The following is a 22701-nucleotide window of genomic DNA, read 5'->3' as shown; positions in this document are numbered from 1 at the left end:
GTAGGGAATGAAGAAAACACTACGAAAAGAAACCATTGCAGCTATGAAAGCACTGCCGCAAACTATAAAAACTCAAGCAGATGAAGAGCTGACTCAGCGCCTCTTGGAGCTACCAGCTTTTCAGGAGGCAAAGACCCTTGCGACCTATCTGTCTTTTGACCATGAAGTTTCCACAGCTGGCTTGATCCAAGCAGCTCTTCAATTTGGGAAACGCGTCTGTGTTCCCCGTACCTACCCACAAGGGCGAATGGAATTTGTGGAATACGATCCTGATATTTTGGAAAAGACACGCTTTGGTTTGTTGGAGCCCAATGAAAAAGGAAATCTTGTGGATCAGTCAGAGATTGACCTGATCCATGTACCAGGCGTGGTCTTCCAGTCAAAAGGCTACCGAATTGGCTATGGTGGTGGCTATTATGATCGTTATTTGGAAGATTTTACTGGAAAAACGGTTAGTACGATTTATTCCATCCAGCAGAAGGAGTTCCAGCCAGATACGTTTGATCAGGCAGTTCAGGAGGTGCTAGTCTATGAAGTTACTCTTTGATCGTCGTTATCCTGTAACCAGCCTCTTGTTGCTCGTCACAACGGCAGTCTTTCTTTCCATGTTTATCCGATTTGGAGGCGACTACCAAACAGGTGCTGCTGTTTACTATAGCGGTGGTATTATTGGAGAGGTTGTGAAAGTCGATCCTAGCCAGTTATGGCGAATCGTGACAGCGACATTTGTTCATATCGGCCTAGAACATTTTGTGCTCAATATGATCACCCTCTATTACTTGGGACGTTTGGCAGAAGATCTCTTTGGTTCCAAGGCTTTCTTAGCTCTCTATCTCTTATCAGGCATGATGGGCAATGTCTTTGTTGCTATTTTTACGCCAGATGTGATTGCAGCAGGAGCTTCTACAGCCCTCTTTGGACTGTTTGGGACCATTGGTGCTCTGCGCTTTATTGTCCAAAGTCCCTATATTCGCCACTTGAGTCAGTCCTATACCAGCTTGATTGTGGTCAATTTGATCTTTAGCTTCATGCCAGGGATCAGTATGGCGGGGCACATCGGTGGCTTAGTAGCTGGGGTCATGTTGGCTTATGTCTTTCCGGTAAGAGGGGAAGCTCGCTTTATGAACCGAACCTATCAGATGAGTGCGGCCCTATCTTATCTCTTGCTTTTGCTTTATTTCTTAGGTAAAATCTTGAATCTATTTTAAGAAGAGGCTAGGACAAAAGTCCTAGCCTCTTAATTGTTTTTGGATTGTCGAGCAAGACGCAGTGGTTGAGTGGGTTCTACTACGCTGATTTCATCAGCTTTTACAGCCCTACTCAACTGTGCGGAGGTGGGACGACGAAATCGAATTCTAACGAATTACCGATTTCTGTCCCACTCTCTTTTTTTCCTAAAAAATGTAGCGCAATCGTAAACTAACAGAAAATTGTTTGAAATCTCAATAAATATATATAATTTACATAGAAATGAGTTGATAGAAAGATAATTTAGGAAAAAATAGAATAAAAACAAGCCTGGTATGCGTTTGCAAAAATGAATGAAAAGATGTAAACTGGAGGTATAAAAAATCGGTAATGCTATCCTTTTTTACTAAAAGGAGTATTCGAAAAGGAGATTTGCCATGAAGAAATGGTTGTTTAAACTTTCATTGGTAGCAATGACATTTTTGCTCCTACCAGTTCAAGCCGTTCAAGCCTGTTGTGGCTTTATCATTGGTCGGCAATTGACCAAGGATGGGACTACTCTCTTTGGTCGGACAGAAGATTACCCTTACTATCCAAATGGTGGCAAGCACAACAAGAATTATGTGGTTGTTGATGCGAAGAATTATAAGGAAGGGGATCAACTGGAAGACGAATCCAATGGTTTTACCTATCCACATGCTGCTAGTGAAATGAAATACACAGCGACTTATGACTCTGCTCGTGGAGATGGTAGTAACGGTGCTTTTGGTGAACACGGATTTAACGAAGCCGGTGTTTCTATGACCTCAACTGTTACAGCAATTCCAAACAAAAAAGTCTTGAAGACTGACCCGTTGACAGAAAACGGAATTCCAGAAGCTGCTATGTTGGACGTAGTGTTACCACGCGTTAAGTCTGCTCGTGAAGGGGTTGAATTCCTAGCTAAAGTCATTGAAGAAAAAGGATCGGCAGAAGGGAATGTTGTCGTTTTTGCAGACCAAAATGAAACTTGGTATATGGAAATTCTTTCTGGACACCAATATGTAGCGGTAAAAGTCCCAGAGGACAAATATGCAGTCTTTGCAAATACCTACTACCTTGGTCATGTGGATTTGAATGATAAGGAAAACGTGATCGCTTCGAAAGATGTCGAAAAGGTAGCTAAAGAATCTGGTAACTACAAGACAGACAAAGATGGGAACTTCCATATTGCTAAATCTTATGGACCAGAAAAATATGCTGAAGGAGACCGTTCACGTACTTACGCAGGAATCACTCTTTTGGATCCAAACTCAAAAGTGACTTATGAAGATGATGAATATGAACTCTTCCGCTCACCAACAGATCCAAACAAGAAATTTACTTTGGAAGATGCTTTTGCATTGCAACGCAACCGTTTTGAACACTTAAATGGTCGTTTTGTTCCAGATGATCAAATTGGTGTCAAGAAACAAGGGGATAATGGTAGCAACGATACTGTTCGGAAAGACCAATACAAGTATGCTTTAGGGAACGAAAACGTCATCGATGCCCATGTCTACCAAATCAATCCAAACCTTCCAAAATCATTTGGTGGAACTGTATGGCTCGGAATGGGACCTTCACGGAATACTCCTTATGTTCCATTCTATGGAAATGTAAAAGATACCTATAAAGCTTTCAAACCTCAAACTGCTACCTATGATCCGAATTCATGGTATTGGACAGTATGGCATATTGACCAGATGGCAATCAATAATCAAGACCTCTTTGGAAAATCGATTCAAAATCACTGGAAAGCTCTCGAAGAACAATTGATCATTGAACAGAAGGTTAGTGATAGCAAATATGCAGCCTTGAAAGCTGATGAAGCTGCAGCAAAAGCAGTTGAAGATAAAGTGACTGAGGATGCTTTAGCTCGGTCTGAACGTCTCTTCAAACAATTCAAGCAATATGAGTCTGAATTATCTGCAACTCTTAAAGAAGCAGGTCGTACAGATGATCCATACCGTGCATCTTTACCAGATGACTACAAGGATCCAACAGAATCAAGTACCGAGCCAAGCAAGGAAGAAACAAAGCCAAGCACAGAGTCAAGTACAGAACCAAGCAAGGAAGAAACGAAGCCAAGCACAGAGTCAAGTACAGAACCAAGCAAGGAAGAAACGAAGCCAAGCACAGAGTCAAGTACAGAACCAAGCAAGGAAGAAACGAAGCCAAGCAAAGAGTCAAGTACAGAACCAAGCAAGGAAGAAACGAAGCCAAGCACTGAGTCAAGTACAGAACCAAGCAAGGAAGAAACGAAGCCAAGCACTGAGTCAAGTACAGAACCAAGCAAGGAAGAAACGAAGCCAAGCACCGAAGCAAGTACAGAACCGAGCAAGGAAGAAACGAAGCCAAGCACTGAAGCAAGTACAGAACCAAGCAAGGAAGAAACAACACCAAGTAATACAACTACTATTGTTCCTACAAATAGTAACAGTGTTAGTACCGTTGGTCGCCCAGTTTTACCAACAAATTCATATATTTTAGTAGACCAGGCAACAGGTATCGTCTTGCAAAACCCTGATTTTGCTCAAGGTGGCTATAGTCTTCTTGTTGAAGTTTTGAAAGATGTCAAAGAACTAGCTGGTAAAGATTACAAGGCATATAATATTCAATTATCGAACCAAAATAATCCTATACATCAAATTAGTCCAACGGTTGTGACCATTCCAGTCAATGGGCAAAAAGAAGTAGAAGCAGTTTATGGTATCGGTGAAAATGGTCAATTGGAATCCTTCCAATTCCAACTAAATGAAGAAAAGTCAGCCGTAACATTTACAACCTCTCATTTCTCAACTTATGGTGTAGTTTATAAATCTGCAGCAAAAATTGAAGAGAAGAAAGGTGAGAAAAAATTACCATCAACCGGACAAAGTATCTCAATCGCGACGATGGTAGGCGGAGTTCTTTTGACAGTTTTTGGATTTGGCTACTACATCGAAAAACGTAGAACCCATTAAACGATACAGTTTATAAGATACAACAAAAAAGGAAGTGAGAATGAAATCTCTCTTCCTTCTTTTTTAGTCTGCAGTTTGTTCAGATGCTTCTAATTTTTTTCCAAGGTCGATAATATATTGTTTGAGATCATCTTTGACTTGAGGGTGTTTCAAGGCATAGTCAATCGAAGTTTTCATGAAGCCGAATTTATCACCCACATCGTAGCGCTGGCCTTTAAATTCACGGGCAAAGACTCGTTGGGTCTTATTGAGGGTGTCGATCGCATCCGTCAATTGAATTTCATTGCCGGCACCTGGTTCTTGATTTGCAAGAATATCAAAGATTTCAGGAGTCAAGAGGTAGCGTCCGATAATAGCGAGATCACTTGGAGCGTCCTCTGGGTTTGGTTTTTCGACAAACGTTTCAACGCTATAAAGACCGTTAATACCTTCGCCTTGAGGTGCAATCACACCGTAAGAAGAAACCTCTTCGTGAGGGACTTCCATCACAGCGATAGTGGATGCATGGGTTTCATCGTAGTCGTTCATCAATTGTTTGGTCAATGGCAAGGCATCATCATTGGTGATGTCCATCAGGTCATCTCCCAACATGACAACAAAAGGCTCATTCCCAACAAAAGCTTTCGCCTGCAGGACAGCGTCTCCTAAACCTCGAGGGTGACTTTGACGGATGAAATGAAGATTGATCGCTGTTGTATCATTGACCAACTTGAGTAAGTCAGTCTTACCTTTTTGCTCGAGGTTGTATTCCAATTCAAAGTTAGAATCGAAATGGTCTTCGATCGAACGTTTGGCCTTCCCTGTTACGACAAGAATTTCCTCAATTCCAGATTTCAGAGCCTCTTCTACGATGAATTGGATCGTAGGTTTGTCAACGATTGGCAACATTTCCTTTGCCAAAGCTTTGGTAGCTGGGAGGAAGCGCGTCCCCAAACCAGCCGCAGGAATGACGGCTTTTCTAACTTTAGTCATATAGTTTCCTTTCTAAAAGGTAGGATTGATGTTAGGGTGGTTGACTTATTTCCACTCGTTTTCTTCTTTAAATTCATTGCTCATCATGTGGTGGATAGCTTCGCGGATATCTTTTCCTTCGTAGATGACTTGGTAAATGGCCTGTGTAATCGGCATGTAGACATCCAATTCTTGCGCCAGCTCATGGGCGACTTTGGTCGTAGAGATCCCTTCAATGATCATGCCCATGTTGGCTTCGATATCTTCCAATTTTTCGCCACGTCCAAGAGCATCCCCAGCTCGCCAGTTGCGGGAATGAACAGAAGTACCGGTAACGATCAAGTCACCAACCCCAGACAAACCGCTATAGGTCAAGGGGCTAGCTCCTAGCTTAACGCCAAGGCGCGTGATTTCAGCGAGACCGCGCGTGATGATGGCTGCTTTGGCATTGTCCCCATAACCAAGACCGTGCAGGGCTCCAGCTCCGACCGCGATGATATTTTTCAAGGCTCCAGCAGTTTCCACTCCGATAACATCTGTATTGGTATAGAGGCGGAAGTAGTGATTGCTAAAGAGTTCTTGAACATAGCGTGCAGCTTCTAAATCTTTTGAGGCTGCTGTAATGAGGGTGATGTCCCGTACGATGGTTTCTTCCGCGTGACTCGGTCCAGAAACGACCACTACCTCACTGCGAAGAGAGGCAGGGATTTCTTCTTCGAGGATTTGAGAAATCCGATCGTGTGTACCAGGTTCTAATCCTTTAGAAGCGTGCATGACTGTGACAGGGTGATCCAGTGTTTCAGCAACTTGTTTAGCGACCAAGCGGGTCACCTTTGTAGGAACGACAAAAAGGATAGCATCCACGCCGTCCAAAGCTGCTTTCAGATCGGTCGTAGCGGTAATTTGATCGCTAATAACGATGTCTTTGAAATAGCGTTGATTGGTATGAGCGGTATTGATTTCATCGATTTGTTCTTGGATATTTCCCCAGAGACGGACTTCATGGCCGTTATCATTGAGGACTTGTGAAAGGGCTGTTCCCCATGAACCAGGACCCAATACTGCAACGGTTTGTTTTTCCATTGTATCTTCCATTTCTATGTCTATTTTTTCAACAAGGCTAGGAATCTAGCGCTTGCACCTTCGAAACGGCCTAATGTGTGCCTTGAAGGACGATTCTATTTTCCTCTCTATTTTAACATAATATAGGTAAAAAAACTTGTATGATCATCAATTGTTTTGTGAGGAAGATGAGGGTGATAAATAAAATCTATCACGGTTTTAAAAAATACATATTAGACACTATCACTAATGGGTGGTAAGATAAGTAGTAGTTAAAATGAAGGAGGAATGAATATGTGCAGAACAATTGTTGGAGTATCCGCTAATCTCTGTCCGGTGGACCCGGAAGGGAAAAACCTTCATTCCTCCGTGTCTAGTCAGTTTGCGGAAGGGATCCGTCAAGCAGGTGGACTTCCAATGGTCATCCCGATGGGAGACCCTTCCTTGGTTAAGGACTATGTTGAAACGATTGACAAGTTGATCTTAAGTGGAGGTCAAAATGTCGATCCTAGTCTCTATGGCGAAGAAAAAACCATCGAAAGCGATGATTACAATATCGAACGGGATCAATTTGAGCTTGCCCTGCTGAAGGAAGCGGTTCGCCAAAACAAACCGGTTCTAGGAATCTGCCGTGGGGTTCAGTTGATCAATGTGGCTTTTGGAGGAACACTCAACCAAGAGATTGAAGGGCATTGGCAAGGTCTTCCATTTGGGACTTCCCATTCTATCGAGACTAAAAAAGGTAGTGTGGTAGAGCAACTCTTTGGTCAGGCCAGTCGAATCAATTCCGTGCACCGTCAAAGTATCAAGGATCTTGCACCAAATTTCCGTGCGACCGCCTTTGATCCGCGCGATCACACCATCGAAGCGATTGAAGCAGTAGACGGTCATCGCATTATGGGCTTGCAATGGCATCCAGAATACTTGGTCAATGAAGAAAAAGGGAATTTAGAACTCTTCCGTTATTTATTACAGGAATTATAATGAAGTTAGAGATTGGACTTGAGCCGATCTCTTTTTTGTGTCTTAGAAAGGGCGCAAAAACACCGGAAATAAGATCAGAAAACAGGACTGTCATCAATAAAAAACAGGTCCATCTAGCAATGCTAGATGGAAACCTGTTTTAGAATTATTCGTGGCGTTTTTTAGCAACGAGCATGCTTCCAGCACCTGCAAGGGCAAGCCCTGCTGCAACAAGTCCAGTACTTACTGTTTCGCCAGTAGAAGGAAGACCTTGTTTCTTACCTTCTTTTGATTGTTTACCAGAAGGCTGATTTCCTTTAGGTTTATCAGTTGAAGGCGTTGGAGGTGTTGAAGGAGTAGTTGGTGGAGTTGGAGGAGTTGGAGGAGTTGGTGGAGTATATGGCGGAATTTTATTATTCACCACATTCCCTTTATCCACGACCAAATCTTTAGCTTGGGTAAAATCATTAGCTGAAACTATGATAGGATTCGTTAACAATTGGTATCCAGTTGGAGCTGTCAATTCCTTGATGACATAATCTTTCGCTTCAAATCCAATGAAGGTTACAAGACCTTTCTCATCAGAGGTAGCAGTCGCTTGACCTTCGCCATATGGGTTAGCGACTGGGGTCGTACCATCTGCTTCATAGAGTCCAAATACCGCACCTAGAAGCCCTTGACCTTCTTCACTCACCTTATGCAATTGAATGTTGTAAAGCTTCAACTCAGGCTTATCAACAGTCGGAGGAGTTGGTGGGATAGAAGTAAATGGTTTGTTAACGACATTTCCTTTATCTACTACACTGTTTGAAGCAACCAAATCACTAGCTGCGATCTTGATGACTTCATCTGATAATTGGTAACCGTCTGGAGCTGTAAGCTCTCTCACTACATAATCTTTTGCTTCTAATCCTGTAAAGGTTACAAGACCATTCGCATCAGAAGTTGCAGTTGCTTGACCTTCTCCATAAGGATTTGCTACAGGAGTCGTACCGTCGGCTTCGAAGAGACCGAATACGGCACCAACAAGTGGTTTACCTTCATTGTTGACTTTATGTAACTGAATGCTATAAAGCTTCAATTCAGGTTTGTCAACAGTTGGAGGAGTTGGAGGAATTGAAGTGAATGGTTTGTTGACCACTGTTCCTTTGTCTACGACGAGGTTAGTCGCAGCTTTCAACTCGCTAGCAGAAACTTTAATCACATCTGTTGATAGTTGGTAACCGTCTGGAGCTGTAAGCTCTCTCACTACATAATCTTTTGCTTCCAATCCCGTAAAGGTTACAAGCCCCTTCTTACCTTCTTCATCTGATGAAGTAGCAGTTGCTTGCCCTTCTCCATAAGGATTCGCTACAGGAGTAGTACCATCGGCTTCAAAGAGACCAAATACAGCACCTGCAAGAGCATTTCCATCTGCGTTAGCTTTGTGCAATTGAATGTTGTAGAGTTTCAATTCAGGTTTGTCAACAGTCGGAGGAGTTGGTGGAATTGAAGTGGTTACCAATTTGTTAGTGAAGGATGTCTTATCACCATATGTCACAGAAGCTTTGAGTGTATTGCTTGCATCATCTTTTGTGACAGTTACAGTCACATCAATATTTCCTTCATCGTAGGTCATTCCTTTTGCTTTGCTTTCAGGAATGACTTCTTTAATCGTGTAGTGGAATGTTTTTCCTGCGTCCTCTAATGAATATGAAATGTCATCAAAGGCTACCGTACCATCTGCAGCATTTTGTTTTGTTTGAAGAACTTTTCCAGTTTCATCTAACAATTGGAAATTGAATTCGCCATTCTTCAATTCAGCACCTTCTAAAATCTTGCTCGCTGAAATTTTAGCTTTTGCTGGTTGAGGAGCCGTATAAGTATTTGAGAAGGTTTTATTTTCTGGATAAGCAACATCTGCTTTAAGGTTGTCGCCATCTTTTTTCACCTTAACAGTTACTTGTTTATCAGTCTTGTCATAGGTAATACCTGGGGTATTTCCAGCTACTTCCTTAACAGTGTAAGTATGTTCACCTTCTTCGGTGTACTCAATTGGTGCAAATGTTACTTTTCCGTTTTTGTTTGTAACAGTTTGAAGCTTAGTTGCACCCTCGTACAATTCAAAGCTGAATTCGCCATCTGTTAGATCACGACCGGTAAGAGTTTTATCAAGTTCGATGGTAGCTTTTGTTTCTTTTGGCTTATCTTTCGGATTTACAATTGTTTTCGTTACTGAATGATCAGCACCAAAATCTTCAACATTAACTACAGTATCAGCTTCTTTAATGATATGACCTGATGGGGCTTCAATTTCAGTTAAGATATATTTATCTTTTAAGAGTTTTCCAACAGCAATATTACCATTTTCGTCTGATTCAAACTCACCGATAACTTGATTATTCGCTTGACGAACAACTCTAAACTTAGCACCTTTAAGTGGTTGATTCGCATCATCTACTTTATGGATATTGATTGAGTAAACATAACCAAGACCAGCACCACCAGCAATTTGAACAGCAGCAGCATTAGTTACATTTTTGCTTTCAATACCTAGACCTTTAAGAGTTGCTTCATTTTTCAAGACTTCTCCGTCGGCAGGATCATAATTTAAACGAACTTTATAATTAATACGATACTGATCTTGATCTGTAATGTCACCTAAATCAATAACAAATGATTGACCATCTTCGCTAATTGTAATCTTATGCTGGTCTGTTACATCAACTCTATCAGAGAATACCCATTCACCAGTATCATATGAGAATTTACCTTTAATAATCTTAATGCTATCTTTTACGTAGGAAGCATTTGTAAATTGCAAGTGGTCCTCAATCGTTACACCTTTGATGTTTTGTTTTGTACGATTGACTGAAATAGTGTATTGGACCTCTCTTTTATCACCTTCATTAACCCAACTAGTCTTTGTTAAAAGATAAGGATTACCATCACCGACACCAGTAAATGTAACTTTACCGCCAAATTTTGTTTCTTTGTTAATGGTGATTTCTACTGGTATTTCACCTTTTTCTGGGTGTTTTTTGAAATCTATACGAGCGTAAAAGAAGAATGATCCACTTGTATCAGAGTGTTTTTCGACATAATCTGTATAAGTTAAAGAAATGGACTTGTTATCTACATTCACTTTGGCATGTGCGATAATCTCATTTGTATTGATATCTTTAACATCGAATGATTGTGAAGTAATCATCAAAGCGTCCGGTACAGATATAACAGTAGTATCCCCCGCTTTGACATTTTTTCCAGCTAAATCAAAATCTGCATTGATTCGGAAAGTTGCCCACTGTTTCAAGTCCCAGTCGAGAACTCCACCTTCATTATTTGATACTTTAACATTTTGGATTGTATCCACAAATTTCCCTGATACTGAAACCTCAGGAGTTTCTGCTGAAATCCGATTCCATCCTAAAGCGAAAAGCGTCGCTACTAAACAAAGGATAAATGAGAAAATTTTAATATTTCTATTCTTCATCTTATCTTCCCTTTTCATAAAAAATTAGTGCCTAGTTATCAATGCCTGATTACTCTTAAAGATAGGAATGTTCCAATCCAATCTGTTGGTAATAAGAATTGAGTGCTGAGACACGACCTCCATAAAATAATTTTATAGGGTAAAATATTTTACTTTTAAAATTATTCCCTACACAGGGAATTATAGCAAAAATAATGAGTAGCTTCAAGCTAAAATTGATGAAATGAGACAGGAATTACGAACTTTTAAGAGATTTCATCAACTTTTGTTCTCTTTTCGAAAATAACCATGAAAATACCAACCGATTTACAAAAAAGAAGGACGGAAAAGTAAGTTTTTATTGAAAGAATACGAATAGTAGAATTGAGAAGACGCTAGGGCAAAGTGATGGTATAATAGAAGAGATAGAAACATTTTAGAACGAAAGAGGAATGATGATGACAAAAATTCGTGGATTTGAACTTGTATCAAGCTATACCAATCAGGACTTGCTGCCAAAACGGGAGACGGCTCATGCGGCTGGCTATGATTTGAAGGTAGCCGAGCGCACAGTGATTGCACCAGGAGCAATCGTCCTCGTCCCAACTGGGGTCAAGGCTTATATGCAAGCGGGTGAGGTGCTCTATCTCTATGACCGTTCCTCTAACCCTCGCAAAAAAGGCCTGGTCTTGATCAACTCTGTGGGTGTTATTGATGGCGACTATTATGGCAACCCAGGAAATGAAGGCCATATCTTTGCACAGATGAAGAATATCACAGATCAAGAAGTTGTTCTTGAAGTTGGGGAACGTGTGGTTCAGGCTGTCTTTGCTCCTTTCTTAATTGCAGATGGAGATGAGGCGGATGGAGTACGGACCGGTGGATTTGGGTCAACAGGGCACTAAGATGAAGATTATCTTTGTCCGTCATGGGGAGCCAGATTATAGTATGCTTGATAAACTTGAAAATCCGCGACTCTATAGTGGTTTTGGTCGTGATTTAGCACCATTGACAGAAAAAGGTCGTAGTCTGGCAAAAGAAGTTGCTAAAACTGCATGTTTTGGAAAGGCAGAGATTATTATTTCATCGTCTGTGACGAGGGCTTTAGAAACAGCACATTATATAGCAGTTGAAACAGGATTGGACTTATTTGTGGAGCCGTTTTTTCATGAGTGGCGTCCAGACTTAGATGGTACTAACTCTGATTTAACTAGTGTATTGGTAGCTCATGAATATTATCTAAAACATCAAGGAGTTTTATCTGAAGATTCTCCTTATCGCTATGAAACTGATCTAGAGATGCGTCATCGTTTTTTAAGAGCTTTGGAAAAATATAAAGATTATAAAACTATTATCATTGTAACTCACGGAATGCTCATGCGCCAATTTGTACCAGACGAGAAGATTGATTTTTGCCAAGTGATTGAATGTGAGATAGAGATGTAGAAAGAGCTTTATTATCGCAAAGAAAAAGGCGACATTTGTGTGTCAAAATTGTGAATATAATTCCCCAAGTATATAGGGCGCTGTCCAAACTGTGGGTCTTGGTCTTCTTTTGTTGAGGAGGTTGAGGTTGCAGAGGTCAAGAATGCGCGTGTGTCCTTGACGGGGGAGAAAAGACAGAAAGAAGAAATTTGCGACCGGCTTGCTGCTTGTATCTTCTCGTATCTTTGAGAAGCGTCGGGCTTCTTGCTTTACTAATCCAGATTTAAAAGATTTTTTAGAGGAAAACGGTGCTAAAAGCATAGAGTTTATAGGGGTAGATGGCAAAGGCTGTGTTAAGGCTTCCGTTTTGTCAGCTACCAAGGAGAATTAATAGTTTTATGGGGAGCTTAATATGAAAATTATTTTTATCCGTCATGGAGAGCCAGATTACCGTGAGTTAGAGGAGCGTTCTTATACGGGATTTGGGATAGATTTGGCGCCCTTATCTGAGAAGGGAAGGAAACAGGCTCAGGACCTTTGCCAAAACCCCTTGTTCCAATCAGCTGATCTGCTAGTAGCTTCAGCAGTGACGCGAGCTTTAGAAACAGCTTCTTATCTGGCTTGTGCTACGGGCCTTCCTTTGAGGGTAGAGCCTTTATTGCACGAATGGCAGGTTTATGAAACAGGTATAGAGAACTTTGAAACAGCTAGATGTCTGTTTTTAGAAAACAAGGGGGAGTTGCTCCCAAATTCTCCTGTTCAATATGAGACAGCTATAGAGATGAAGTCTCGTTTTCTAGAATGCATGGCTAAGTATCGGGAACATCAAACTGTGGTAGTTGTAGCCCATCGCATGCTCATGCGTCAATTTGTACCGAATGAAACCATTGATTTTTGCCAAGTGATTGAGTGTGAGATAGAGATTTAGAAAGAGGTTTATCATCGCAAAGAAAAAAACGACATTTATTTGTCAAAATTGTGCCTATAATTCACCCAAATACCTAGGGCGCTGTCCTAACTGTGGATCTTGGTCTTCCTTTGTGGAGGAAGTCGAAGTTGCAGAGGTCAAGAATGCCCGGGTATCCTTGACAGGTGAAAAGACCAAACCCATGAAATTGGCGGATGTGACCTCCATCAATGTCCATCGTACCAAGACCGAGATGGAAGAATTCAACCGCGTCCTTGGTGGAGGAGTGGTCCCAGGGAGTCTCGTTCTCATCGGTGGTGATCCTGGGATTGGGAAATCAACCCTGCTCCTTCAAGTATCGACCCAACTGTCTCAAGTGGGAACGGTTCTCTATATCAGTGGAGAGGAGTCGGCCCAGCAGATCAAACTCCGTGCAGAGCGATTGGGAGATATCGATAGCGAGTTTTACCTCTATGCCGAGACCAATATGCAGAGCGTGCGAGCAGAGGTAGAGCGGATCCAACCTGACTTTCTTATCATCGACTCCATTCAGACCATTATGTCTCCTGAGATTTCAGGGGTCCAGGGATCGGTTTCTCAGGTGCGGGAAGTGACGGCAGAGCTCATGCAGTTGGCCAAAACCAATAACATCGCCATCTTCATCGTCGGGCACGTAACAAAGGAAGGAACCTTGGCAGGTCCTCGGATGCTGGAACATATGGTGGATACGGTCCTCTACTTTGAGGGCGAACGCCACCATACCTTCCGGATTCTGAGAGCGGTCAAGAACCGCTTTGGCTCGACCAATGAGATCGGTATCTTCGAAATGCAATCAGGTGGCTTGGTCGAGGTTCTCAATCCTAGTCAGGTCTTTCTGGAAGAGCGCCTGGATGGCGCGACTGGCTCGTCCATCGTGGTCACCATGGAAGGGACGCGTCCAATTCTAGCTGAAGTGCAGGCCTTGGTGACGCCAACTATGTTTGGAAATGCCAAGCGGACGACAACGGGGCTTGATTTCAATCGGGCCAGTCTCATCATGGCAGTGCTAGAAAAACGAGTGGGTTTGCTCCTTCAAAATCAGGATGCCTACCTCAAGTCTGCAGGTGGTGTCAAGTTGGATGAGCCAGCTATCGACCTAGCCGTAGCCGTAGCCATTGCCTCGAGCTACAAGGACAAGCCAACCAACCCGCAGGAATGTTTCGTTGGAGAGTTGGGCTTGACAGGAGAAGTTCGCCGGGTCAACCGGATCGAACAACGGATCAATGAAGCTGCCAAGCTCGGTTTTACCAAGATTTATGTTCCGAAAAACTCTCTGACGGGGATTTCGACACCATCAGGGATCGAAGTGGTCGGTGTGAGTACACTGTCTGAAGTCTTGAAGAAAGTATTTTAATAGTTGAAAAGAGGCTGGGAAAAAACTGTCCAGTCTTTGATGTTTGATAGTAATAACATCATGACGCAGTGGTTGATTGGCATCTTTGTTCGCTTTTCAATCTCCAAAGATGACCTAATCAACTGTGCGGGGGTGGGAAGACGAACTCTTTTTAATTAGTTGGAGTTCTTTCCCACTCCCTTTTTTCAGATGTGACAGATGACAGGAGGTATCCCCTGACAGAAAGGATCGGATGTGGTAAAATAATAGATGATTTGAATTTCAAAGGAATAAAGGAGAGACCATGTCTTATTTTGATAATTTTTTAACAGCCAACCAAGCTTATGTGGCGCTACATGGAGACCTCCGTCTTCCGATTAAGCCAAAAACACAAGTCGCCATCGTGACCTGTATGGATTCCCGTCTTCACGTGGCGCCTGCACTAGGTCTGGCTCTTGGAGATGCCCATATTTTGCGGAATGCTGGAGGGCGCGTGACCGATGACATGATCCGCTCCTTGGTCATTTCGCAGCAGCAAATGGGAACCCGTGAAATTGTGGTCTTACACCATACAGACTGTGGCGCACAGACCTTTGAAAACGAAGGTTTCCGTCAGCATCTCAAGAAAGAACTGGGTGTGGATGTAGGAGATCGCGATTTCCTTCCGTTTCAAGATATTGAGGAGAGTGTCCGCGAGGATATGGAGCTTTTAAAAGCTTCTCCTTTGATTCCAGAGGATGTGGTGATTTCAGGAGCAGTGTATGATGTGGACACCGGGTTGATCTCAGAAGTGAAATGAATTCAGTAAGGTAGACATATTAAAAAGTTCTTCGTTAGCTTGTAAAAACATGCATATATATTATGAAATGTTTCAGAAATTATTCGATTAGTCGTTTCATTCTGTTACTAGTTTCATAGAATTTCCATTGACTTGAAGTGGAGAAAACAGTATACTAGTAAAGTAATTTGATCTTTCAAACTGCCGGCAACAAGGGGAATGAATCCACTTTGAATTGGAATTACAGTAGGGTTTGGAGTGGAAGAACTTCACACCCTTATTGTCGTCGGTTACCTTCATAAAAGGAGTATAGACTCTGAATAAGTTGTATAAATATAAAAAACTTCCTTGGAACAGAATTCCATAGGAAGTTTCTTTTTGTTTGGGAACTAACTAATCATGTTTCTTTTTGAAAGCGACAAGACTGGTAAGGCCTGCTAAGATACCAAGTCCAAGTAAGGATAGGTGTGAGGTCTCTTCACCTGTTACAGGTAGGTGAGTTCCTTCTTGAGGGGTGTTAGGAACAGCTTCGGGGAGCTCCGCTGTTTGGCTTGTAGTTTCAAGAGGTTTATCCTCTTCTGTTATAGAAGTAGATGGGATTTCTTTTATTACTGCTGGTTGTGTATGAGAAGTACTAGGATGAACGATTTCTTTCATTCCTGTTTCTGGGAAGGTTTGTGGAGTAGGGATTTCTTTGACCTTGTAGGCAAAGATCAAGATGGTTGTTCCCACTTCTACGTTCCCAGTTTGTTCAGCTGCACCGATCCGTTCGTAGATGTGGCCGTCGTAGGAGATCTCATCTGGTGCGCTAGCGATGTAATGAGTTCCATTGTCCACATTCGTTGCAACAGCAAGTTCTGGTTGCAATTCAGTGCTCGTATCTTGGATGACAAATCGCGCGATGACCGTTCCCGTAGCTAACTTGTAATCATAGATGACGGTTTTCATCCCCTTAGTGACTGTGCCACTTGGATCAGCAGAATCAGCACGGTGTCCAACTAGATGGTAGATACGACCATCTTTTGTGATTTCTGTTGGGGCCTCACTGGTGTACTTGGTACCGAAATCTACCTCTGTAGCGAGGTCTTGCGCCTCTTGCAGATCAGTGTCGCCTCCCTCAGTGAGGAATCGTACTCTGACAGATCCTTTGCTGATGACATAGGAAATAGCAGTATCAGCTGTTGGAGAATCAGGGCTTGGAAGAAGATAGCCTTTGGTCTCGTCAAGAGGATCCACAAGGTTTAAGACTTGTCCACGAGCATCTTTTGGCTCTAATCCCTCCACGTACGAAAGAATGGTAGTAGGAGTCGCGATGGCGGTTGGATTTGTGAGATCATTTAGATAAGGGATCTCTTTTTGAGCATTGGCTGGTTCTTTACCAGTAGCATAGCTGATCCTATAGGCACCGACTGGGCGATAGATGACCGTATCTGTGATGTCTGCTGCATCAGCATGAATGCCAGTATGTTCTCCTGCTTTTGTAAGATCAGAAGAGACGGCATCAGTCGATTCTTCTGCTACGACAACATAGCCTTTTTTGACGGGATTTTCAAGAGCTGCAAAGCTTGTGCCATCTTGAGCTGTCCAGTCTTCAAGACTTGTCTCGCCTGTCACCAAATTGATGGTTCCCTTGCGAGTGAAATGAAGGCTGTCAGTTTGATCGGCCATTCCTGCAGGCTGGCGGTTAGATCCATCCTGATCCTCTGTTACATAGGTCACTGTACGGATCACTGTTTCAGATAAATGATTCAGATCAGCCGTTGTTTGACCAGCTGGAGCTAGAGGAGTTGGATAGACACGCCCCTCGCTATCTCCTGGAACAACTTTACCTGCTTGGATGGGCTGTGTTGCAGAAAATTCTACAATTTTTGGTGCCAAGCGGACAATAAACTCTTGAACGCCATCTTCATTGGTGTTGGTAGCGTCGCGGTCAAAGTTTGGTTGTCCGTCTGCATCGAAGCCATTCTCTATTAGTTCATAGCCTTTCTTCAAATAGTTGGCAATGGTTTCTTTTGTAGAGTAGTTGATCTTTTCACCTGTATGACCAACCAAGTCACTGGAACGCTCGAGCTCAACTCCGTTTTCGTCTTGATAAAGAACATGAGCGGCTTCATTGAGTTTGACGTAGAGCATATCCCATACATCTAGACTAGGAACATCGATAGCAAGCCCCTCCGTCATAATAAACATTTGCGCTTGTTTCTCGGAGGTTGATGTTGTATTTTCCTTCAACAGCATCGGGTGTTGCCCAGTAAATGCTGGCGTGTTCAGCCTGGTCTTTTGTGATTTTTCCGAGTGGAACAAAAGCTTGAATATTGGTCAATTTTTCGGTTGTATTCACAGCGCTGTTCCATTTGTTTTCAGTGATGCCGACCAAATTGATCAAGTGAGCAATCCGATCACCCGTCTTGGTTTCTTTTGTAATGGTATAAACGGTTCCAGGTTGAACTCCATCAGCATTATCCAGGTTGGATCCGATGAAGTTGCCGTTCACCAGTACATTGGTATTGTCTACAATCCGACGAGTATCATGCGCCAAGGTTTCGCGCCCGCGGAGAAGCTCTTGGTAAGCAACGATGAATTCTTGGTAGTTGAATTCTGTATTGGCAAAGTCAGCATTGACTGGTAGGTTTTGATTGAGATACCATTCTGCTTGGATCACCCCAAAACCTTTAGCATCTTGAGAAGTATTGAGGGCAGCAGTTGTCATATGGTAACCACCGCTCGCTGCGATAATAGCATCTGTCAGCAATTCGTTGTCTTTGCTGAGGGCTGATGCATTTTTACCACGATGGGTATAAGCTGCGATGATAGGAGATTTCCCCTTGTATAAATCACGCATCCGTTCGGTAAGGCGCGTCAAGGCTTGGTAGGTAGAGTCATAGGCAATGCTATCTCCCCAAACTTCCGCATAAGGTGCAGAGACATTGGTCTTACCTAGTCGATTAGCATCTCCAGTAGAGATATCGTTGATCATGAAGTCATAGCCTTCTTTTTTGAGGGCCTCTGTTGCAGCTGTGGCTAGTTCTGGATAGTGTTCGCTCAAAGAGAAGCCTTTTCCAGGTTCACTGACTTTTTCCACCCAGTTAGAGCCCATGGTATCCCCTTGCCATCCATCAAAATTCCCTTCTTTCATGGCTTTGGTCATGACTTCAATGATAAATTTTTGCCAATTTGGATCACCCGGATCGAGAAATTGTTGGATATCAGTCGCTGTGACATCACCCTTTTTACCAAAGTTGAAATGGTCTTGTAGATTGCGAACAATGGCACTTTTCACTTCATTTGGGACCCCTTCTTCGAGGGAAACCGCGTAAATCATGTTATACAGCATGGCTTTGGCACCAGTTGAATGGACATGAGCCACTAGCTCTTTGACTGCTTCTGTATCGATGACAGGTAAGTAGGACTTGCGCTTGTCAGGATCTGTTTCGCTATTTGGAATCAAGAAAGTTGCCCAGTCTTGAGTGAAACGTTCAACATTTGCTGGGAATGGGTTGGCAGGTGTATTGTAAACGTCGTAGAAGAAGTAGTTGTTGATGTGCATATTGGCCAATTGGTCAATACTATTCTTGTAGCCTTCTACCTGATCATTGGTAATGGAGTTGTGATTGTCTTTTGAGCCGGCAACCACCCCATAACGTGGGTAGATCGTCCAGTCATCTTCAACAGCAAGCCCCGCTGCCTTATGAAAGGCTTGGGAGCCATCTGCTTTCTTACCAAGGACATCAACGATAAATCCAGCATTAGGTGAAAAGACCGTACTTGGAATTGTCAGCTCGCTACCTTCAACGTTTTTCTTTTCATAAATGACCTGATTTAAATGAGAGACAGTGACATCAGAAGAAACTACTTCAGAGTTGTTGATGGAAATGCGGATGTCTTCCCCACTTTTATAAGTCGCTTTATCAAAGGTGACGTCGTTGGTGATTTTTGGAGTATTATAAGTAGTTGCTGGAGCTGCACTGACCGGTTGAGTGGCAGTAACAGTTGGTGTTGATTCCGATGGCGAAGACGTTGCTTCCGTCGTAGCACCTTCCTCACTAGTAGTGGTAGGAGTACTGGTGTTGGTTGCTGCTGGTTGAGCGGTTGCTGGGATCTCAGAAGTCGGATTGGTGTTGACCTCGTCAGCCAGGGCAACAGAGCTTACCATCAAGGCTCCAAAAAGGGTAATCATAGAGACCAATGTCTTGTTGCGTTTGCGGAAATAGCCGTGCCCTTTTTCAGAGACACTATTTTTTTCTTGTTTCATTTTTTTCTCCCACATACAGTCTAAATAAGTAAATCAACGTTTCTGTGTTATTTGTTCATTTTATACCAAATAAGTATACGATTTTTCACTAGATAGTGTCAATTTTGGAAAGAAAGTGAATTTGATGTTTTCATGAAAGTGCCAGAAAATAGCTTTAAATGTGAGTTTTTAAATATTGATATTTATATCCAAAAAAATATTTACAAAAAAATGAACCGCAAAAATAGTTTAGTTCGTTTTTTTGACATAAAATTAAACAAAACACAAAGGTAAAAAATAAATGCAAGAAGAAGCATCAATTTCCTATAGGTTCTCCTTCCTATTTATGTTACAATTAAACTACTATTATCGAAGGGAGAAACTATGATTAATTCAATTGTTTCACAAGGTTTGATTTGGGCCATTTTAGGGTTAGGAATCTTTATGACGTTCCGAATTCTAGATTTTCCAGATATGACGACAGAAGGCTCCTTCCCGCTTGGAGGAGCGGTGGCGGTGACCTTGATTACTAAAGGGGTCAACCCGCTCCTTGCGACGCTGGCTGCTATTGGTGCAGGGTGTTTGGCGGGACTTGCGACGGGTCTTCTCTACACAAAAGGAAGAATCCCGACACTCTTGTCAGGGATCCTCGTGATGACATCTTGTAACTCGGTCATTCTATTTGTCATGCAGCGGGCTAATTTGGGACTTTTGGGCTATAAAAAATTACAGGAATTTCTTCCTTTTGCCAGTGGGTTCAATGAGATTCTGATTGGTTTGATTTTCGTAACGCTTGTGATCCTTGGTTTGATCTTCTTCTTGGATACACGCTTGGGTCAAGCCTATATTGCGACAGGGGACAATCCAGATATGGCCAAGAGCTTTGGGATCAACACCGACCGGATGGAATTGATGGGCTTGGTCATTTCAAATGGGATTATTGCTCTTTCTGGTGCACTGATGGCCCAGCAAGAAGGCTATGCGGATGCTTCACGTGGGATTGGTGTCATCGTTATTGGGCTTGCCAGCCTTATTATTGGAGAGGTGCTCTTTTCAAATGTCACTTTGACAGAGCGCTTGCTCAGTATTGCGATCGGATCGATCGCCTACCAATTTTTGATTTGGGCCGTGATTGCGCTTGGCATCAATACCAGCTATATTCGAATCTTCAGTGCCTTGATCTTGGCTATCTGCCTGATGATTCCAACCTTTAAGGGAAAAATCATGAAAGGAGCGAAACTCAGTAAATGACAGCAATTGTAGAATTAAAAAATGTAACCAAAGCCGTGAGCAATGGGATGAACGAAGAAAAAGTCATTCTGGATGATGTTTCCTTGGAAATTCGAGAGCATGATTTTATCACGATTTTGGGGGGCAATGGAGCTGGAAAATCAACCCTCTTTAATACCATTGCTGGGACGCTTCCGGTGAGCAGTGGGAAGATTTATATTCTAGGGGAAGATGTAACCAACTATTCTCCTGAAAAGAGAGCCAAATACCTATCACGGGTCTTTCAAGATCCTAAAATGGGAACGGCACCTCGCATGACAGTAGCGGAAAACCTCTTGGTAGCGAAGTTTCGCGGAGAAAAACGTGGCTTGATTCCGCGTCACTTGGCAAGCTATAAAGAAGAGTTTCAAACAGTTCTTGCTAAGATCGGCAATGGCTTGGAAAATCATATCGATACAGCAGTTGAGTTTCTATCAGGTGGGCAACGTCAAGCTTTGAGCTTGTTGATGGCGACACTAAAACGTCCAGAACTTTTGCTATTAGATGAACACACTGCAGCCTTGGATCCGAAAACCAGCCAGGCTCTGATGACCTTGACCGATGAGTTTGTGAAACAAGATGCCCTCACTGCCCTTATGATCACCCACCATATGGAAGATGCTTTGAAATATGGAAATCGCTTGATTGTGATGAAAGACGGGCACATCGTCCAAGACCTCAGTCAAGAAGAAAAAGCCCAAATGACCATCGCAGACTACTATGAATTGTTTGAGAAAGAATAAGATACAAAGCCCGTAAAATGGGAGTAGGACAGAAGCGACATCACTTAGGCTATTTGATGTAGAAATAGTTTGTCTGCATGCTAGAGAGTGGGACAGAAATCGGTAATTCGTTAGAATTCGATTTCGTCGTCCCACCTCCGCACAGTTGAGTAGGGCTGTAAAAGCTGATGAAATCAGCGTAGTAGAGCCCACTCAACCACTGCGTCTTGCTCGACAATCTAAAAATAATTGAGAGGCTAGGACTTTTGTCCCAGCCTCTTTTCTTTTCCTTAAATCATCTATAAAACCGCATAAAAATTGGAACTAGTTTCAGCTGGAATCGCTTGCAATTGCTTAGGCGGCTGAGTATAATATAGTTAGAAAGATGAAGAAGGGATTGATACCAATGCCTTATCGAGTTAAAATTTAGGTTACTTCGTTTTAGGCCTGTTTTGCTGATATCTGTTCATGCTCTTATCGTAAAAGAGCAGTCATGTCGTGTGTGTCGGATCGGTTGGACGGTCGGGCAAACCTGCTTAGTTTGTCCGGAGACATAAGAAAACGTGGAAATAGTAGGTAGAAGCTTTTTGTAAAGGTTTTCAAACTTCGATGCGTCCAGTCGAAAACTAATCATTTGGATTTAGGATAGCAAAGAAAACCTCTGGTATTTTACACAAATACTATTAAATGAAATCAACATCATAAACATTGTTTTGTTAGCCAAAAGGTTAATTGCACCAAGTCAGTGAAGCAGACCAGGCCTCTAGTCCCGTAAGACTGGAGGCCATTTTTATAAAATACTCAGGAGGAGGTGAGAGTATGGGATTGTCGTATGCGCAAGAATATAGTTGTCGGGACCATTTTCGGCAAAGAGCTTTTGAGCGCTTTGGCGTAGATGATCAGCACTTGAATAAGTGGATCAACCAACACCTCTCCTCCCTCTCTCCTTATGATAGTAATGTGGTTCAACCCGCCAACACAGAAGCCTATGTAGCCAGTGATGGCGTTATCTTTGTTTGCAATATCAAAAGTCGGGAGTTCATCACTTGCTTTAAGGCGGTTAATTACCAAGAATCTAAGGAAGAAGAGGAAGCCTATACGGACATTCACGAAAACAATGTCGCTTCCTTCAAAAAAGATGTGAACCACCTAGTCAATCGCTACCGACTCAAGGAAGCCAAAGAGCTGTTTGAAAACATTGGGGAGGACTTGGATGATTTTTATCGCCTGTCCCAAGCGGTCAAGAACGGCCAATTGAGCGAGCGAAATAGTAAGCGCCTAGAGGAATTGTTAGGCAAGTTTCATGTGATCAAGGCAGCTATGCGGATCATTGAAAATAAACGGGGAGATTACCATCTTTAGGGTCTTTTCCCCCTAAAAATAGGCGCCTAGAAGCCC

Annotated in this window: 17 protein-coding genes and 2 pseudogenes; 14 read left to right on the top strand and 5 right to left on the bottom strand. The window is 42.6% G+C overall.

All coding sequences use genetic code 11. The features are described 5' to 3' along the window. The first annotated feature begins 7 nt into the window (after positions 1-7). The 3 genes from LPB220_RS09925 (at position 8) to LPB220_RS10955 (ending at position 4172) form a co-directional block, all read left to right on the top strand. Positions 8-547, top strand: a complete 540-nt coding sequence (locus LPB220_RS09925; protein ID WP_150906648.1) for a 5-formyltetrahydrofolate cyclo-ligase — start codon at positions 8-10, stop codon at positions 545-547. After that, complete coding sequence (locus LPB220_RS09920; protein ID WP_049491404.1) at positions 531-1208, top strand: rhomboid family intramembrane serine protease; 678 nt, start codon at positions 531-533, stop codon at positions 1206-1208. Before LPB220_RS09925 ends, LPB220_RS09920 begins: the two co-directional genes overlap by 17 nt. Positions 1209-1625: 417 nt before the next feature. Then, positions 1626-4172: a C69 family dipeptidase gene (locus tag LPB220_RS10955; protein WP_021154023.1), complete on the top strand. Its 2547-nt coding sequence runs from the start codon at positions 1626-1628 to the stop codon at positions 4170-4172. A 63-nt stretch (positions 4173-4235) separates the two neighbouring features. Here LPB220_RS10955 and galU read toward each other — a convergent pair whose 3' ends face one another. Together galU and LPB220_RS09900 are read right to left on the bottom strand one after the other, a co-directional pair. Then, positions 4236-5144: a UTP--glucose-1-phosphate uridylyltransferase GalU gene (gene galU / locus LPB220_RS09905; RefSeq protein ID WP_003008975.1), complete on the bottom strand. Its 909-nt coding sequence runs from the start codon at positions 5142-5144 to the stop codon at positions 4236-4238. A gap of 45 nt (positions 5145-5189) precedes the next feature. After that, a complete protein-coding gene (locus tag LPB220_RS09900) occupies positions 5190-6206 on the bottom strand; it encodes an NAD(P)H-dependent glycerol-3-phosphate dehydrogenase (protein WP_037608137.1) in 1017 nt (338 codons plus the stop codon). A 273-nt stretch (positions 6207-6479) separates the two neighbouring features. Between LPB220_RS09900 and LPB220_RS09895 the strand changes: the two genes are divergently transcribed. Then, positions 6480-7169 (top strand): gamma-glutamyl-gamma-aminobutyrate hydrolase family protein, encoded by a 690-nt coding sequence (locus LPB220_RS09895; RefSeq protein ID WP_003002057.1) that lies wholly within the window; start codon positions 6480-6482, stop codon positions 7167-7169. A gap of 145 nt (positions 7170-7314) precedes the next feature. On the opposite strand, the gene LPB220_RS10950 is transcribed toward LPB220_RS09895, so the two are convergent. After that, positions 7315-10620, bottom strand: a complete 3306-nt coding sequence (locus LPB220_RS10950) for a SpaA isopeptide-forming pilin-related protein (protein WP_150906646.1) — start codon at positions 10618-10620, stop codon at positions 7315-7317. Positions 10621-11057: 437 nt separating this feature from the next. On the opposite strand from LPB220_RS10950, the gene LPB220_RS09885 reads away from it, so the two are divergent. The 7 genes and pseudogenes from LPB220_RS09885 to LPB220_RS09855 all read left to right on the top strand — a co-directional run bounded on the left by LPB220_RS09885 (position 11058) and on the right by LPB220_RS09855 (position 15102). Continuing rightward, complete coding sequence (locus LPB220_RS09885; protein ID WP_191904636.1) at positions 11058-11504, top strand: dUTP diphosphatase; 447 nt, start codon at positions 11058-11060, stop codon at positions 11502-11504. 1 nt (position 11505) lies between these two features. Beyond that, positions 11506-12045, top strand: coding sequence for a histidine phosphatase family protein (locus LPB220_RS09880; protein WP_049475022.1), 540 nt, complete (start codon positions 11506-11508; stop codon positions 12043-12045). A 37-nt stretch (positions 12046-12082) separates the two neighbouring features. Further along, positions 12083-12234, top strand: a pseudogene (locus tag LPB220_RS10945) (hypothetical protein); the annotation flags it as partial. Then, positions 12212-12412, top strand: a pseudogene (locus LPB220_RS09870) (isochorismatase family protein); the annotation flags it as partial. The pseudogenes LPB220_RS10945 and LPB220_RS09870, both read left to right, overlap by 23 nt. Before the next feature lie 24 nt (positions 12413-12436). Next, positions 12437-12952: a histidine phosphatase family protein gene (locus tag LPB220_RS09865; RefSeq protein WP_150906644.1), complete on the top strand. Its 516-nt coding sequence runs from the start codon at positions 12437-12439 to the stop codon at positions 12950-12952. 10 nt (positions 12953-12962) lie between these two features. Further along, entirely contained in the window at positions 12963-14324 is a 1362-nt protein-coding gene (gene radA, locus LPB220_RS09860; RefSeq protein ID WP_150906643.1) for a DNA repair protein RadA, read from the top strand. 283 nt (positions 14325-14607) lie between these two features. Next, entirely contained in the window at positions 14608-15102 is a 495-nt protein-coding gene (locus LPB220_RS09855) for a beta-class carbonic anhydrase (RefSeq protein ID WP_003008959.1), read from the top strand. A 372-nt stretch (positions 15103-15474) separates the two neighbouring features. On the opposite strand, the gene LPB220_RS10880 is transcribed toward LPB220_RS09855, so the two are convergent. Then, positions 15475-17271, bottom strand: coding sequence for a mucin-binding protein (locus LPB220_RS10880; protein WP_225305916.1), 1797 nt, complete (start codon positions 17269-17271; stop codon positions 15475-15477). Then, positions 17231-19333 (bottom strand): glycoside hydrolase family 66 protein, encoded by a 2103-nt coding sequence (locus LPB220_RS10875; RefSeq protein WP_225305915.1) that lies wholly within the window; start codon positions 19331-19333, stop codon positions 17231-17233. The genes LPB220_RS10880 and LPB220_RS10875 overlap by 41 nt, the downstream gene beginning before the upstream one ends. A 363-nt stretch (positions 19334-19696) precedes the next feature. Here LPB220_RS10875 and LPB220_RS09845 point away from each other — a divergent pair, with 363 nt between their 5' ends. The 3 genes from LPB220_RS09845 to LPB220_RS09830 all read left to right on the top strand — a co-directional run bounded on the left by LPB220_RS09845 (position 19697) and on the right by LPB220_RS09830 (position 22665). After that, positions 19697-20563 (top strand): ABC transporter permease, encoded by an 867-nt coding sequence (locus LPB220_RS09845; protein ID WP_070674459.1) that lies wholly within the window; start codon positions 19697-19699, stop codon positions 20561-20563. Continuing rightward, positions 20560-21324 carry an ABC transporter ATP-binding protein gene (locus tag LPB220_RS09840; RefSeq protein ID WP_150906641.1) on the top strand — a complete coding sequence of 255 codons (765 nt, stop codon included), beginning with the start codon at positions 20560-20562 and terminating at the stop codon, positions 21322-21324. Before LPB220_RS09845 ends, LPB220_RS09840 begins: the two co-directional genes overlap by 4 nt. 798 nt (positions 21325-22122) lie before the next feature. Beyond that, on the top strand, positions 22123-22665 hold the full coding sequence (locus tag LPB220_RS09830; protein WP_049473337.1) for a hypothetical protein: 543 nt from the start codon (positions 22123-22125) through the stop codon (positions 22663-22665). The last annotated feature ends 36 nt before the right edge of the window (positions 22666-22701 follow it).

The organism is Streptococcus sp. LPB0220 (assembly GCF_008727815.1).
In the GTDB taxonomy this organism is placed as follows: Bacteria; Bacillota; Bacilli; order Lactobacillales; family Streptococcaceae; genus Streptococcus.
Note: the sequence above shows the minus strand (reverse complement) of the source record. Positions and strands in the feature narration are given on the sequence as shown.

What these genes read in the sequence shown, in the direction of transcription:
- LPB220_RS09925 (WP_150906648.1), top strand. Translation starts at nt 8, where the DNA reads ATGAAGAAAACACTACGAAAAGAAACCATTGCAGCTATGAAAGCACTG.
- LPB220_RS09855 (WP_003008959.1), top strand. Translation starts at nt 14,608, where the DNA reads ATGTCTTATTTTGATAATTTTTTAACAGCCAACCAAGCTTATGTGGCG.
- LPB220_RS09900 (WP_037608137.1), bottom strand. Translation starts at nt 6,206, where the DNA reads ATGGAAAAACAAACCGTTGCAGTATTGGGTCCTGGTTCATGGGGAACA.
- LPB220_RS09885 (WP_191904636.1), top strand. Translation starts at nt 11,058, where the DNA reads ATGACAAAAATTCGTGGATTTGAACTTGTATCAAGCTATACCAATCAG.
- LPB220_RS10875 (WP_225305915.1), bottom strand. Translation starts at nt 19,333, where the DNA reads ATGAAACAAGAAAAAAATAGTGTCTCTGAAAAAGGGCACGGCTATTTC.
- LPB220_RS09840 (WP_150906641.1), top strand. Translation starts at nt 20,560, where the DNA reads ATGACAGCAATTGTAGAATTAAAAAATGTAACCAAAGCCGTGAGCAAT.
- LPB220_RS10880 (WP_225305916.1), bottom strand. Translation starts at nt 17,271, where the DNA reads ATGTTTATTATGACGGAGGGGCTTGCTATCGATGTTCCTAGTCTAGAT.
- LPB220_RS09865 (WP_150906644.1), top strand. Translation starts at nt 12,437, where the DNA reads ATGAAAATTATTTTTATCCGTCATGGAGAGCCAGATTACCGTGAGTTA.
- galU (WP_003008975.1), bottom strand. Translation starts at nt 5,144, where the DNA reads ATGACTAAAGTTAGAAAAGCCGTCATTCCTGCGGCTGGTTTGGGGACG.
- LPB220_RS10950 (WP_150906646.1), bottom strand. Translation starts at nt 10,620, where the DNA reads ATGAAGAATAGAAATATTAAAATTTTCTCATTTATCCTTTGTTTAGTA.
- LPB220_RS09880 (WP_049475022.1), top strand. Translation starts at nt 11,506, where the DNA reads ATGAAGATTATCTTTGTCCGTCATGGGGAGCCAGATTATAGTATGCTT.
- LPB220_RS10955 (WP_021154023.1), top strand. Translation starts at nt 1,626, where the DNA reads ATGAAGAAATGGTTGTTTAAACTTTCATTGGTAGCAATGACATTTTTG.
- LPB220_RS09895 (WP_003002057.1), top strand. Translation starts at nt 6,480, where the DNA reads ATGTGCAGAACAATTGTTGGAGTATCCGCTAATCTCTGTCCGGTGGAC.
- LPB220_RS09845 (WP_070674459.1), top strand. Translation starts at nt 19,697, where the DNA reads ATGATTAATTCAATTGTTTCACAAGGTTTGATTTGGGCCATTTTAGGG.
- LPB220_RS09830 (WP_049473337.1), top strand. Translation starts at nt 22,123, where the DNA reads ATGGGATTGTCGTATGCGCAAGAATATAGTTGTCGGGACCATTTTCGG.
- LPB220_RS09920 (WP_049491404.1), top strand. Translation starts at nt 531, where the DNA reads ATGAAGTTACTCTTTGATCGTCGTTATCCTGTAACCAGCCTCTTGTTG.